The organism is Rhizobium sp. N731, from assembly GCF_001664145.1.
In the GTDB taxonomy this organism is placed as follows: domain Bacteria; phylum Pseudomonadota; class Alphaproteobacteria; order Rhizobiales; family Rhizobiaceae; genus Rhizobium; species Rhizobium esperanzae.
Genome location: NZ_CP013601.1, coordinates 1,065,432 through 1,079,471 on the forward strand (window position 1 = coordinate 1,065,432; position 14,040 = coordinate 1,079,471).

At 63.8% G+C, this 14,040-nt stretch carries 8 protein-coding genes and 1 tRNA gene; 5 read left to right on the forward strand and 4 right to left on the reverse strand.

Features of this window, described 5'->3' with window-relative positions:
- Positions 1 to 40 precede the first annotated feature (40 nt).
- Positions 41 to 3,436: an acyl-[ACP]--phospholipid O-acyltransferase gene (locus AMK02_RS05265; RefSeq protein WP_064800977.1), complete on the forward strand. Its 3,396-nt coding sequence runs from the start codon at positions 41 to 43 to the stop codon at positions 3,434 to 3,436.
- 567 nt (positions 3,437 to 4,003) lie between these two features.
- The gene (locus AMK02_RS05270; protein ID WP_064800978.1) at positions 4,004 to 5,062 is read left to right on the forward strand and encodes a dipeptidase; all 1,059 of its coding nucleotides are present in this window, start codon (positions 4,004 to 4,006) and stop codon (positions 5,060 to 5,062) included.
- A 384-nt stretch (positions 5,063 to 5,446) separates the two neighbouring features.
- On the opposite strand, the gene AMK02_RS05275 is transcribed toward AMK02_RS05270, so the two are convergent.
- Entirely contained in the window at positions 5,447 to 5,731 is a 285-nt protein-coding gene (locus AMK02_RS05275) for a GIY-YIG nuclease family protein (protein ID WP_020920629.1), read from the reverse strand.
- Between the two features lie 136 nt (positions 5,732 to 5,867).
- On the reverse strand, positions 5,868 to 7,058 hold the full coding sequence (locus AMK02_RS05280; protein ID WP_064800979.1) for a TCR/Tet family MFS transporter: 1,191 nt from the start codon (positions 7,056 to 7,058) through the stop codon (positions 5,868 to 5,870).
- A 794-nt stretch (positions 7,059 to 7,852) separates the two neighbouring features.
- Between AMK02_RS05280 and AMK02_RS05290 the strand changes: the two genes are divergently transcribed.
- On the forward strand, positions 7,853 to 10,828 hold the full coding sequence (locus tag AMK02_RS05290; RefSeq protein ID WP_064800981.1) for an NAD(P)-dependent oxidoreductase: 2,976 nt from the start codon (positions 7,853 to 7,855) through the stop codon (positions 10,826 to 10,828).
- A 242-nt stretch (positions 10,829 to 11,070) separates the two neighbouring features.
- Here the strand turns inward: AMK02_RS05290 and AMK02_RS05295 are convergent, their stop codons facing one another.
- Entirely contained in the window at positions 11,071 to 11,478 is a 408-nt protein-coding gene (locus tag AMK02_RS05295) for a hypothetical protein (protein ID WP_064800982.1), read from the reverse strand.
- A 262-nt stretch (positions 11,479 to 11,740) separates the two neighbouring features.
- On the opposite strand from AMK02_RS05295, the gene AMK02_RS05300 reads away from it, so the two are divergent.
- Both AMK02_RS05300 and AMK02_RS05305 read left to right on the forward strand, forming a co-directional pair.
- Positions 11,741 to 11,817, forward strand: a tRNA-Pro gene (locus AMK02_RS05300).
- A gap of 322 nt (positions 11,818 to 12,139) precedes the next feature.
- A complete protein-coding gene (locus AMK02_RS05305; protein WP_064800983.1) occupies positions 12,140 to 13,492 on the forward strand; it encodes a hypothetical protein in 1,353 nt (450 codons plus the stop codon).
- 134 nt (positions 13,493 to 13,626) lie between these two features.
- Here AMK02_RS05305 and AMK02_RS05310 read toward each other — a convergent pair whose 3' ends face one another.
- Positions 13,627 to 14,022 carry a winged helix-turn-helix transcriptional regulator gene (locus AMK02_RS05310; RefSeq protein ID WP_064800984.1) on the reverse strand — a complete coding sequence of 132 codons (396 nt, stop codon included), beginning with the start codon at positions 14,020 to 14,022 and terminating at the stop codon, positions 13,627 to 13,629.
- Between the last annotated feature and the right edge of the window lie 18 nt (positions 14,023 to 14,040).

The window sequence follows — 14,040 nt, forward strand, 5'->3', positions numbered from 1 at the left end:
TCTGTGGCCTTCTCGAGCTGCCTAAAGAAGGACTCCCGCCGTGCAACACAATCTGATGACGTCTAGAAAATTCGCGCCGCTGTTCTGGACCCAGTTCCTCACGGCCTTCAACGACAATTTTCTGAAGAACACGCTGGTGTTCCTCATTCTCTTCAAGATGTCGGCGAGCGAGGGTGCCGCCCTGGTGACGCTTGCCGGCGTCATCCTCATCGTGCCTTTCCTGCTGCTTTCGGCGCTCGGCGGCGAGCTTGCCGACAAGCACGACAAGGCTGAGGTGGCCGAACTGCTGAAACGCTGCGAGATCGGCATTGCCGCGCTGGCCGTCGTCGGCCTCGGCTTCTCCTCCATCTTCGTGCTGATGGCAGCGCTCTTCGGCTTCGGCGTCATCTCGGCGCTGTTCGGGCCGATCAAATACGGCATCCTGCCCGATCATCTCGAGCGCCGCGACCTGCCGAAGGCCAATGCCTGGATCGAGGGCGGCACCTTCATCGCCATCCTCGGCGGCACGATCATCGCCGCACTCGCCTTCTCCAGCGGCGACAATGTGCTGCTGTTCGGCTCGATGATGATGGGGCTGTCGCTGCTCTGCTGGCTGGCGAGCCGGATGATCCCGCCCACCGGCTCCAAGGCGCCGGATCTGGAGATCGACCGCAACGTCATTCGCTCCAGCTACACGCTGGTCATGGAAATCCGCGAAGACAAGCGGCTCTGGCGTTCGGCGCTGATGAATTGCTGGTTCTGGCTGGTCGGCGCCTTCGTGCTGTCGATCCTGCCGACCATGGTGACCGAGCTGCTCGGCGGCTCCGAGCTCGTCGTTCCCGCCTATCTCACCGTCTTTGCCATTGCCGTCGCCGTCGGCTCCGGCATTGCCGCCTGGATGTCGTCGGGCCGCATCGTGCTGCTGCCGGCCCCTGTGGGCACGGCGCTGCTCGGGCTCTTCAGCCTCGATCTCGCCTGGAATCTCTGGGGCCTGGCCTCTGCCGCCCATGCGACGACGATCCTCGATTTCTTCGCCGGCGAGAACACCATCCGCGTCGCCATCGATCTCGCCGGCATGGCGATCGCGGGCGCCTTCATCGCCGTTCCCACCTTCGCCGCGCTGCAGACCTGGGCGCATGAGGATCGCCGCGCCCGCGTCATCGGTGCCGCCAACGTGCTCTCGGCGCTGTTCATCACCGTCGGCCTCGGCCTCGTCGCCGTCATCCAGGCGCTCGGCGCCTCCATCCCTCAGATTCTGATCGGCCTCGGCATCCTCAATTTCGCGGTCGCCTGGCTGATGCTGAAGACGCTGCCGACCAATCCCTTCCGCGATTTCATCTCGATCCTGTTCCGCGCCTTCATGCGCCTCGAGGTCGAGGGGCTGGAGAATATCAAGAAGGCCGGCCGCGCGCCGATCATTGCGCTGAACCATGTCAGCCTGCTCGATGGCGCGCTCGCGCTCGCCATCACCGAGGAGGAGCCGACCTTCGCCGTCGATTACAAGATCGCCCAGGCCTGGTGGGTGCGGCCCTTCCTGAAAATGTGCAAGTTCCTGCCGCTTGACCCGACCAAGCCGATGGCGACGCGCTCGCTGATCAAGGTGGTGCAGGAGGGCAGCCCGATCGGCATCTTCCCCGAGGGCCGCCTGACGGTGACGGGAACGTTGATGAAGGTCTATGACGGCGCCGCCATGGTCGCCGACAAAACCGGCTCGATGGTCGTGCCGGTCAAGATCGACGGGCTGGAGAAGAGCTATCTCTCCTATCTCGATAACGGCAAGATCCGCCGCCGGCTGTTTCCCAAGGTCAAGGTCACCATTCTCGAGCCGGTGAAGCTCGAAGTGCCGGCCGAGTTGAAGGGCCGCAAGCGCCGCACGGCGGCGGGTGCTGCGCTTTATCAGGTGATGTCGAACTTGCTGTTCGAGACCGCCGATACCTCGTCCACCGTGCTCGGCCGCGTCATTCAGGCGGCCCACGAATTCGGCATGAAAAAACTCGCCGTCGAGGATCCGGTCACCGGCAGCCTCACCTATGGCAAGCTGTTGACGGGTGCCGTCGTGCTCGGCGCCAAATTCCGCGCCCGCTTCCCGGAGGCAAACATCGGCGTCATGCTGCCGAATGCCAATGGCGCCGCCGCCACCATCCTCGGCGTCATGAGCGCGGGCAAGGTGCCGGCCATGCTGAACTTCACCGCCGGTGCCGCCAATATCCTCTCCGCCTGCAAGGCCGCCGAGGTGAAGCATGTGCTGACCTCGCGCGCCTTCGTCGCCCAGGCCAAGCTCGGCCCGGTTATCGCCGAGATGGAAAAGCAGGTGACGATCGTCTGGCTCGATGATCTCCGGGCCGAAATCGGCGCGCTCGACAAGATCCGCGGGCTGCTGCGCAAGGGCCGGCCGCTGGTGAAACGCTTGGCCGACGATCCCGCCGTCATCCTCTTCACCTCCGGCTCGGAAGGCACGCCGAAGGGCGTGGTGCTGACCCACCGCAACATCCTGTCGAACGCCGCCCAGGCCGCCGCCCGCATCGATTTCCACAGCGGCGACAAGGTGTTCAACATCCTGCCGGTCTTCCATTCCTTCGGGCTGACGGCCGGCACCGTGCTGCCGCTGATCTCAGGCGTGCCGGTCTATTTCTATCCGTCGCCGCTGCATTACCGCATCGTGCCGGAGCTGATCTATGTCTCCAACGCCACGATCATCTTCGGCACCGATACCTTCCTCAACGGTTATGCCAGGACCGCGCACCCGTATGATTTCCGCTCGATCCGCTACATCTTCTCCGGCGCCGAGCCGGTGAAGGCCTCGACCCGCCACACCTATATGGAAAAATTCGGCCTGCGCATCCTGGAAGGCTACGGCGTCACCGAGACCGCGCCTGTTATTTCCATCAACACCCCGATGTACAACCGCTCCGGCACGGTCGGCAAAATCCTGCCTGGTATGGAGTGGAAGCTCGAACCGGTGCCCGGCATCGACGAGGGCGGAAGGCTGCATGTGCGCGGCGCCAATGTCATGGCCGGGTATCTGCGCGCCGAAAAGCCCGGCGTGCTCGAGCCGCTCGCCGATGGCTGGCACGACACCGGCGACATCGTCACCATCGACGAGGACGGCTTCGTCAAGATCCGCGGCCGCGCCAAACGCTTCGCCAAGATCGGCGGCGAAATGATCTCGCTCGCCGCCGTCGAAACGCTGGCCGCCGAACTCTGGCCCGGCGCGCTCTCGGTCGTCTCCTCGCTGCCCGACCCGAAGAAGGGCGAGCGCCTGGTGCTGCTCACCGAATCCGAAACCGCCACCCGCACCGAATTCCTCGCCTTCGCCAAGTCGAAGGGCGCCATGGACATGATGGTGCCGGCCGAAGTCACGATCGGCAAGGTGCCGGTGCTGGGCTCCGGCAAGGTCGATTTCGTCGCGGCGCGCAAGCTGGCGGAGGGTGCGGTGCAGGCGGGGGAGGCGGCGTAGGCGGGTGTTTGATTTTGGGGAAGGCACCACCTCTGCTCCTCCATCCCAGCACACCACCTTTCCTCCGTCATTCCAGGACACCACCTCTCCTCCGTCATCCCAGGGCTTGACCCTGGGATCCATGCGGCTTCTGGCATTGCGTGAAGAGTGATGCAGCCAAAGCTGGGAAATTGTTGAAGCCGAGCACCGGGCTGTGGATCCCAGGGTCAAGCCCTGGGATGACGGAGCGTGGGGTTGGCGTTCTCGCCAAACGCTCCGTCGGCGCAGCTATAATGCCCGCTTTTGCCGCCGATCCATCGCCGCCGCGGAGCCGCAGCTTCGTCGCCGCTGCCGAACCAGCTCCGCTGGCGTGGCTTATGTATCCCGGGCACCACCTCTCCTCCTTCATCCCAGGACACCACCTTTCCTCCGTCATCCCAGGGCTTGACCCTGGGATCCATGCGGCTGGCATTGCGTGAAGAGCGATGGTGTCCACTGGCCAGAATATGCCAGGCATTGAATCTCCCTCTCATTTGAGCAGATAAATCTCTCCAAAATGGATAAGCGATTTGCCAAGAGGAAACCGACATGGCCGAAATCGATGTCTTCGACGGGCATAATGACGCGGTTCAATTCATCGCGGAATACACCGCCTCCGGCCGCGACTTTTTACTGCGGTCGGAAAGCGGGCACCTCGATCTGCCGCGGGCCCGCGAGGGCGGCCTGGTCGGCGGCTTGTTTGCGCTGCATGCGGCCCCGGAGCATCCGCCGGAAAACGACCTGATCATAAGAGAAGACGGCTACGAGGTCATCTATGCCGAGAGCCTCGATCCGGTTTATGCCCGCCGGCAGATCGAGGCCCAGCGTCTGGCGCTGGAGACGTTGATCCGCCGCTCCGGCGGCCGGATGCGCCTGGCGGTTGATGTCGATGAGATCGCCGCCGCCAGGGCCGCGAAGGCCTTTGCCGTGGTGCTTCATATGGAAGGGGCCGAAGCGCTGGATGGCGAATTCGACTATCTCCATCGCCTGCATGCGGCGGGCCTGCGGTCGCTGGGGCCGGTCTGGAGCCGCCCGAACATATTCGGCTACGGTGTTCCCTTCGCCTATCCCAGGTCGCCGGATACCGGCCCCGGGCTGACCGAGAGCGGCAAGGATCTGGTCAGAACCTGCAATCGGCTCGGCATCATGATCGACCTGGCGCATCTGAACGAACGCGGATTCTGGGATGTGGCGGCCTTGAGCGACGCCCCGCTCGTCGCCACCCATGCCTGCGCCCACGCCATCTGCCCCTCGACCCGCAATCTCACCGACAGGCAGCTCGACGCCATCCGCGATAGCGACGGCGTGATCGGCTTCAACCTCTCGGTCAACGACATCCGCGCCGATGGCGACCTGAAGGACGATACCCCGCTCGACGAGATCGTTGACCATATCAAATATGTGATCGACCGCGTCGGAGAAGACCGCGTCGCCCTCGGCTCCGATTTCGACGGTGCGGTGATCCCTCTGGCGATCAAGGATGCCAGCGGCCTGCCGCATCTGTTCGAAGTGATGAGGAAAAGCGGCTTCGACGGAGAGAGCCTGTCGAAATTCGCTTTCGACAACTGGCTGCGCGTATTTGGGCTGACATGGAAGAGCGGGCCGTGATCGCGGGCAGATGCGACGCCTGTATTGCAGCAGTTTCGTCGCGCCGGCGAGGCATGTGCGTCCCGGCACCATCTCTCATCCGTCATGCGGCTCGCACCGTGTGAACAGAGATGGCGTCCACTTGCAGGGAAATTATTGAAGTCGAGAGCCGGGTTGTGGATCCCAGGGTCAAGCCCTGGGATGACGGAGTGTGGGGTTGGCGTTCTGGCCAAACGCACCGGCGATAGCTTGCGAGGCGCCGCCTTTGCCGTCGCTGCAATACCGCTGGGGAGCCGAGCTCCATCGCGCCGGCGAGGCTTGTGTATCACGGCACTACCTCTCCTCCGTCATCCCAGGGCTTGACCCTGGGATCCATGTGACGAGCACGACAGAGGACGCCTCGCATTACCACAGCGTAAGATAGAGATCGTCCCACTCGGGGTTCATCGCTTCGACCAGATCGATCTTCCATTGTCGGTTCCAGCGTTTCAGCGACTTCTCGCGCTGGATCGCACTGCCGATATCCCAATGTTCCTCGTACCAGACGAGGCGGGTGCAGCCATATTTCCAGGCAAAGCCCGGCGTCAGGCCCTCGCGATGCTCATAGATGCGGCGCTCCAGATCGGATGTCACGCCGATATAGAGGGTGCCGTTTTTCTGGTTCGTGACGATATAAACATATCCTGCCATGCCGGCAGAGTGCTTGGTTGTGGATCCCAGGGTCAAGCCCTGGGATGACGGAGCGTGTGGCTGGCTTTGTCGCCATACGCGCCGGAAGACCGGGAGCAGATCCCGTATCGACACCGCCTCGGCCTGCCGAGCAGCCTCAGCCCGCAACCCGCTCCGCCGTCTTCAGCCGCAACCCGAGCACCAGCGGCACGGTGAGCGCGTAGATGGCGACGACCGAGAGCCAGATGGCGCCCGGCCATTCCGCCCTGAAGAGGAAATAGAGGCTGGAAAAGCCGAGCGGCGCGACGATCGAGGCGAGGCTGACGGCCGAGGCCAGCACGCCCTGGAACTGGCCCTGGCTGTTCTCGTCGACCTGCCGGGTGGCGAGCGATTGCAGCGCCGGCACGCCGATGCCGCCGAGGGTGAAGATCGGCATGATGGCGAAGATCATCCAGCCCTGGCCGACGAAGGCCATGACGGTGAGCGCGAGTGAGACGCCGGCGACGCCGGTGAGGATGGCGCCGCGTTCGCCGAGCAGAAGGACGGCCGGTCCGGGCAGCAAAGCCTGGGCAAACGTCTGGCAGATGCCGAAGGCGCCGAGTGAGAGGCCGATCGACAGCCCGTTCCAGTGGAAGGCATCGCTGCCCCACAGCGCCCAGCAAGTGCCGTAGGCCTCGCCGGTGGCGCTGAAGATGAAGAAGAGGATGACGATCGGCAGCAGGCTTTTGACCTCCAGCACCGAGCGCAGCGGCTTCAGCGGATTGAGCGCCGCCAGATCGATCGTCTCGCGGCTGCCGGGACGCGATTCCGGCAGGACGAAGATGGCGAGCAGCAGGTTGGCGCCGTTGAGCGCGGCCGCCGCGATGAAGGGCAGCCGCAGCCAATAATCGCCGAGCACGCCGCCGAGAACCGGGCCGATGATGAAGCCGAGGCCGAACATGGCGTTGAACAGGCCGAAGCGGCGGGCGCGTTTCTCCTCCGGCGAGATGTCGGTGATATAGGCGGTGGCGACCGAGATATTGGCGCTGGTCAGCCCGGCGATCGCCCGGCCGATGAACAGCAGGGTCAGATTGGGCGCAAAGGCGAGGAAGAGGTAGTTGACGGCGGCCCCCGCCAGCGAAATCAGCAGCACCGGCCGGCGGCCGAGCCGATCGCTCAGCGCTCCGAGCACGGGGGCGAAGATGAACTGCATCAGCGCGTAGAGCGCGGTCATCGCGCCGATAATGGGCGCGACGCTTTCGGCATGGGTGATGTCCTGCAGGAGCGACGGCAGGATCGGAAAAATCAGCCCGATGCCGACGGCATCGAGAACAATGGCGGTGAAGATTACGATAAGGGATCTTGTCATGGGTGCGTTCCGGGTCGACGCGAGCGCACAAGCGCCGACAGAGTGCGCCGATGGCTCACGATGAGGCCTGATCTGGTCAGGCACTGGTTTCAGGGAGGTGCTGGCCGCACCATGGCCGAGGCGCATGGAGGGCGTGTGCTCGACCGCCTGGACGACCCATTCGTCCACCTGTTTACTCCGCCACTGAGCGGATCAAGGGAGGCAGTCGCTTTTCGCGACGGGCAAGAGATACGCCGAATGGTTGCGCGCGGCAAGCCCGTTTTTGTGTGGGGGGTGGTTGCGGCTGTGACACTTTGTGACGCCGCACTCGCGGTTCGCTCATCGCGCCCGGCGCGCTTTTGGTCCCGGCACTACCTCTCCTCCTCCATCCCGGGCACCACTTCTCCTCCGTCATCCCAGGGCTTGACCCTGGGATCCATGCGGCTGGCACTGGGCAAACAGCGAAGGCGGCCCACTGCAGAGAAATAGAAGTCCGCGTGCTTGGTTGTGGATCCCAGGGTCAAGCCCTGGGATGACGGAGAGTATGGGTGGCTTTGTTGCCAGACGCACCGGCGATCCAGCTCGCGGCACCACCTCTGCCCCTCCATCCCAGCACCACTTCTCCTCAGTCATCCCAGTACCGCCGATCTGCAGACTGGAAAGCGGATCGCGTCCCGCCGCCCATCGCGCCATCATCAACGATACGGCCACCAATGACGCGTTTCGCCTGTCGTTCGGCGCATATGAGGTTGTCGAGCCGGAGCAGTCGCTTCACCATGAAGGCAACTTCAGCTCCGGACAGAGACAGGCAGGCTATGACAGATATCGCGCAGATGCAGGAACAGCGATTGAACGCCCTTCGACAGACTGCGTCGGGCGCGCCGAAGCTGCCGTCCAACCCGTTCTTCGGCGTCGGGCCGATCACCGATGCGACGACCGACGAAGTGGATAGCCGCCTGCGGCGCATCGCCTTCGACGCCTGGATCGAGAAGAGCTATCGCAAGTTCGACGACAGGGGCAACGATATCGGCGGCTTCACCACGGCCGAGATTTCCCGCAGCATGCATCGCGGCTATCCGGCCGACAAGATCCTGACCGACATGATGCGGGCGATCCATCGCTATTTCGGCTTCCCGAAGACCAACCGCATGGCGGTCGGGCTCGGCGGCGGCCATAGCGGTTTCACCGTCTGCATCCAGCATCTGATGAATGCCAATGACGCCGGCCAGCGCGTCTATGTCGATACGCCGCGGCCGGAGAGCGATCCGTCCAAGGCCGCCGGCTTCTTCCGCCAGTCCTGGGCGACCCAGCTGATCGAGATGCAGCGCTTCGCCGAAAAGGGCTGCGAGAGCCGCATCCATTTCGCCGCCTCCGAAGGCGTGATCCCGACGGCGGCCGAACTGTCCAGCCTCGGCGTGTCGATCTTCGTCGGCGTCGGCCACGAGACGACGGGGGCGAACGCCTATACCAGCGGCGAGATCCGCGAGCTCCTCTCCTGGCTCGACGGCGATCCGGCCAACCGCCATGCGGTGTTCGACGCCACTTCGATGCTCGGCGCCATGCCCTGGGAGCCCGAGCTCGTCAGCGCCGTCATGGCGAAGTGCTGCCTGTTCATGCCGTTCCAGAAGGCGATCGGCGGCATCTCCGGCTATTTCGTCGCCTCCTTCACGCCGCATGCGCTGGCGCTGATCGAAAAGAATCAGCAGGATCCCGCCTGGGCGATCCCGCGCCAGCTGAAGATCGCCCCGCCGATCGATCCCCGGCAGCCGTTTTCGGCCAAGCGCTCCGTCGATGCCGGGCCGTTCTACGATGCCGGCGAAGACCGCATGCTCGGCGGCGTCATCAACACCTACAGCGCGCTCGCCTTTGCCGAGACCACCTTCGGCCTGCTGCAGTCGGAAGCCCGGGTCGGCACCATCGTCGAGCTCAACCGCCGCTCCGCCGCCAACCGCGCCGTGATCGACGAATGGGTCAAGTCGCACCCGCTACTGTCGCTGACCGTCACCGATGCCGACCGCCGCGGCGCGGCGGTAACGCTGCTGAAGGTCGAGGACGACGGCATCAGCGATGCCGGCATCCACGCCCGCATCATCGCCCGTTCCAAGCAGCTGCTCGGTTATGAGGGCATCACCCATCCGAACGGCGAATACGAGCCCGGCCTCGATGCGGCCCGCTACGTCAACGCCTTCCCGGGCACGCCAGGCGATTACCGCGCCTGGGTCGGCGGCATCCGCGAGCCCGAAGATGTCGTGGCACTCCTGGAAAATCTGCAATACGCCTATCTGCGCGCCAAGATCGTCGTGCTCGAAGAGGAGCTCGCAAAACACGGCGTCACCTTCGAGGCGCCCGCCAAGGCCGATGGCGCCTTGCGCAAGGACGATCCGAACCGCGCCTATACCGTACTGATCGCCGATCTCATCGGCTTGCGCTTCGGCGCCGACGGCGAGCCCGATCACAGCGAGGTCAAGGCCTATATCGAGGAGAAGGGCGGTGTCTTCCATCTCGGCCCGCTCGGTGATCGTTCGGCGCTGGAAAAGGGCCGCATCCATTTCTTCTACCAGCCGAACCTCAGCACCGAGGCGGAGATCCTGCCGCAGACCGACAAGGGCCAGTACGACGCGCTGATCGCGGCGGCGACCTTTATCCCGAAGTCCTCCGTCTTCCCGCTCGGCGGCGTGCGCATCGGCGCCGGCACCGGCAATATGGGCTCGGCCTCCTGGGGCGGCGGCAATGGCGAGGGCGGCAATGCGCCGCTGATGAACACGCCCGGCATCAACAGCCGGGCAACCGCCCAGATGGCTGTGAAGGCGATCCTGAAGGTCATGCCCGACCTGCCGGTCGACCGGCTGCACCGCATGGTCGCCGGCGGCGATTTCGATACCGGCCGCCAGCTCAAGGATTTCCCGACGGCAAAGCTCGAGGGCCGCAAGCTCGCCGTGCTCGGCTACGGCAATATCGGCCGCGAAGTCGCCAAGCTCGCCAAGGCCTTCGGCATGAAGGTGGCGATCTATGCCCGCGAGCACCACCGGCGCTGGATCGAGGCGGAGGGCTTCGATTATGCCGCAAGCCCGGTCGAAGCGGCAGCCGGCGCCGACGTGCTCTCCGTCCATATCGGCCTCGGCCGCCTCGATGCATCGACCGGCACCTATTCCAATGCCGGCACCGTGAATGCGCAGGTGCTCGGCGCCATGAAGGACGGCGCGGTGCTGGTCAATTACGACCGCGGCGAAGTCGTTGATCCCCATGCCCTCGATGCAGCCCTTGCCTCCGGCAAGATCGCCCATGCGGCGATCGACGCCGACCTCTTCCGGGATGCCGCGACCGGCGCGCTCAGCGGCCCGATGCTGCCCTACCTGCCGCTCGAGGAGCGCCACAAGGGCAAGCTCGAGCTCTTGCCGCATGCCGCCGCCGACACCGACCATCCCTCGCGGGTGACCGGCGCCAAGCAGGCGGTCGACCAGATCTTCGACGTCATCCGCTTCAAATCCGTCGTCAATCTCAAGGGCGACCTGCCGGAAGGCTACGTCTCCGGCGGCAGCCGCACGCCGGCCGGCATCGGCAAGGTGACGAAGCAGGTCGTCGCGGAGGCCGGCGGCAAGGCTGAGCTGCTGGAAGAGCTGCGCCGGACCTCGGAAAAGATCGCCGCCATCACCGGCGCGCTGTCGGCCGTGTCCGATCCGGACCACCGCGGCCGGATCGTCGAGCGCTACACCGGCCTCCTGGTCGAAAATGCCGACCGGCAGCGGGCGCTTCTCGACCAGCTCGGCCTGTACGGGCCGGCGGAGGGGTAGGGCTATCGACGGCACGGCGAGTGGCGATGGTTTTCTGTCGCTGACGCCGTGCCGTGCAGCCCCCTCATCCGACCCCGGTGGGTGGCCCGCAGGGCCGGATGAGGGGGCTGCACGGCACAACCTCACATCATCATTCGTTCCGTGATCCGCGTCCGAGGCCGCTAGCCTGTAACGATCCGCAGCAGCCCAAAACAAAACAGGCGGCACATCGGCCGCCTGTTTTCGTCTCTTCCGGTTGCCCGTTACTTCTGTTCCGGCGCCAGGAACTCGGCGCAATAGGACGGGCCGTTGACGCCCGGAATGTCGGCGACGGTGCGGATATCGCGGATCGTGTAGTCGGAATTGGTGGTGATTTCGGCCTGGCAGCGCAGATAGGCGGTGCGGGCGGCGGCGATCTGCTTGCCGCGCTTGCCATCGGCGCCTTCGGCATATTTCGCCGGAATGCGCACGGTCATGTAGCCGCCGCGCCAGGTATAGATGGTGCTCGCACCTTCCTCGCGGTCGCTGATCGGCGGCCCGTAGGCGGCAAAGAAGATGCCGGCCGATTTGCCGACCCAGCGGGCCTCGATCGGATTGCCGGCGGAAGGAATAGTCGTGCATCCGGCAAGCGCAATTGCAAGCCCGGCCGCGGTAATGGTGCGGAGTTTCATCGTGTCGTCCCTGATCTCTAGCGCAATGGCTGCGAAGCCGCCGTCGCGGCGGTTTCGCCTGTCCCGCCGAGCCCTTTAGCGCGGAACCCGGCAAAAGAAAATTGCCCCTTTTGCACTTCCGTTCGATTTGCTTGCGGTGTGTCTTTTTGCTGCAGCGGCCCATTCCGGCCGCTGTCATCAACCCGTCAAAAAATCCCTCGGTTTTTTGAAATTTGGTGCTTGTGCAACCAGATAGGCTGTTCTATAGAAGCGCCGCTGGTCACGGAGTGTAGCGCAGTCTGGTAGCGCACCACGTTCGGGACGTGGGGGTCGAGTGTTCGAATCACTCCACTCCGACCAGCGGAAACCCCCTTTTTTACAGGGGGCTAGTGGTGATCCCGAGCGCCAAAAGATTATCCGACAGATTCAAATCGACAGAAAAACCGACAGATATCGGTTTGAGATCACGCGATCTCGTAGACGTCGGCGGCCGCCTTATTCGCGAAGCCCCTTGTAAGAGGCACGCCGCAGCGAAGGCAATCGGCTCGGAGCCTCAGACCGGGCGAGAACAAAGGATTTCCATTGCTAATTTAGCATGTTGTAATATTGTGGATGGGATTTGTTTCATTGCGGTAAAACCAGGTGCGCAAGCCGAAAACCTCGGCTGCGTGGAGGGATTTCTATGTCTCTACGCTCTCATGGCACAGCAGCTTTTTTCCTTCTTCTCCTCTGTTCAACGATGATCCCGGCGGCCGCCCAGACGGCCAAAAAAGCCTCTGTCGGCGGCAAGGAGTTTGATGCGGCGGCGGCCGCCCAAGCCAGACGGTTCCTGGAGGAGGGTCGCGAGACATTCCGCTTCGACACGTTCGGCAGTGAGGACTTCTGGGGAGGCAAACTCAAGCTTCACGAGGCGATCGCGGGTGAGAAGCTGGGGGGCAAGGGGCCGGGACTGAGCCCCAAGAAGGCTCTGGAGCTCGGTCTGAAGGTCGACCTCAACGCCGTCCCGAAGGACGTCGCCGCAGCGCTCAACAAGGGCAAGGTCGATCTTGACGATCCGGCGAGCACGCTTCTGCTGCTGAAGGCCAATGCCGTTGTCGGGGTAACCGGATTTTTCGGCGACGACGGCAAGACGCTGACGTCGGTCGGCATCCAGTGTGCGGTATGCCATTCGACAGTCGACGACGCCTACGCTCCCGGCATCGGCCGCAGGCTAGATGGCTGGCCCAACCGCGACCTGGACATCGGTGCGATCGTCAGGTTGGCGCCTGACCTCACGGCATTCACCGAGATGCTGCAAATCTCCGAAGCCGACGTGAAGAAGGCGGTGGCGGCCTGGGGGCCTGGCAAGTTCGATGCCGAGCTCAACCTGGACGGAAAGGCCTTCCGCCCGGACGGCAAGACGGCCGCGACGCTCAATCCCCCCGCATTCGGATTGGCGGGCGTAAATAACCATACCTGGACCGGGGCCTGGGGGAACGTCAGCTACTGGAACGCCTATGTCGGCAATCTCGAGATGCACGGCAAAGGCGTGTTCTACGATCCGCGGCTTGATGACGCCGAGAAGTATCCGGTTGCAGCCAGGACAAAGCAGGGTCACAAGCAGGACAAGGAAGACCGGATCACCGCCAAACTTCCGGCGCTGCACTTCTATCAGCTATCCCTACCCACCCCGCAGCCGCCAAATGGCACATTCGACAGTGCGGCGGCGGAGAAGGGAAAGGCCCTCTTCAACGACAAGGCCAAGTGCTCCACTTGCCATGTGCCGCCGCTCTTCACAGAGCCCGGTTGGAACCTTCATACGGCGGACGAGATCGGGATAGACGATTTCCAGGCGGTGCGATCCCCGGATGGTCGCTACAGGACAGCGCCGTTGCGGGCCCTGTGGAACATGGAGAAGGTCCACAAGGGTGGCTTCTACCACGACGGGCGGTTTGCCACGCTCGAGGAAGTCGTCGAGCACTACAACGATCATTTGAAGTTGGATCTGAGCACTCAGGAAAAGGACGACCTCATCGAGTATTTGAAGTCGATCTAAGTCTGCACCGAATTCCGTGCGCTTCCTTGGGGGGCGACGGTGGATTCCGTATCACGAGCCCGGCCCAAAGCGGCCGTCGGGAGTAAGCGCTTCTGCACTGACAGCCTCGCCACACGGTATTTCCATCTCGGGCTTCATACCTCGCGGGTGTCGAAGTCCGCCCGAGCCTTCTCGATCACAGGGCGATAGTCAATTGCCCAATCGCTGAGTACCCGCAATGGCTCGATCAGCGAACGCCCGGCGTCGGTGAGAGCATATTCCACCTTCGGCGGGATGGTGGCATAGGCCGTGCGCGACACCAATCCATCGCGCTCCAGACTACGGAGTGTGAGGGTCAGCATCCGGTGAGACACGCCGGCGATCTCGCGCATCATCTGGTTGAAGCGCAACGGTCCCCGTGACAGCACTCCGACAACCATAATGGTCCACTTGTCGCCAATGCGATCAAGAATCTGGCCGAGCGCACGGCAGTTGTTGTGATCTTCGCTCGCAGGCAAGTCCACGGCCTGCGTGGCGGCGGTGGTGTTCATTGGCTACTCCATCAAGGC

Bases quoted from the DNA above. Each gene is read 5' to 3' on its own strand.
- AMK02_RS05305 (WP_064800983.1), top strand. From the start codon at position 12,140: ATGTCTCTACGCTCTCATGGCACAGCAGCTTTTTTCCTTCTTCTCCTC.
- AMK02_RS05295 (WP_064800982.1), bottom strand. From the start codon at position 11,478: ATGAAACTCCGCACCATTACCGCGGCCGGGCTTGCAATTGCGCTTGCC.
- AMK02_RS05270 (WP_064800978.1), top strand. From the start codon at position 4,004: ATGGCCGAAATCGATGTCTTCGACGGGCATAATGACGCGGTTCAATTC.
- AMK02_RS05275 (WP_020920629.1), bottom strand. From the start codon at position 5,731: ATGGCAGGATATGTTTATATCGTCACGAACCAGAAAAACGGCACCCTC.
- AMK02_RS05310 (WP_064800984.1), bottom strand. From the start codon at position 14,022: ATGAACACCACCGCCGCCACGCAGGCCGTGGACTTGCCTGCGAGCGAA.
- AMK02_RS05280 (WP_064800979.1), bottom strand. From the start codon at position 7,058: ATGACAAGATCCCTTATCGTAATCTTCACCGCCATTGTTCTCGATGCC.
- AMK02_RS05290 (WP_064800981.1), top strand. From the start codon at position 7,853: ATGACAGATATCGCGCAGATGCAGGAACAGCGATTGAACGCCCTTCGA.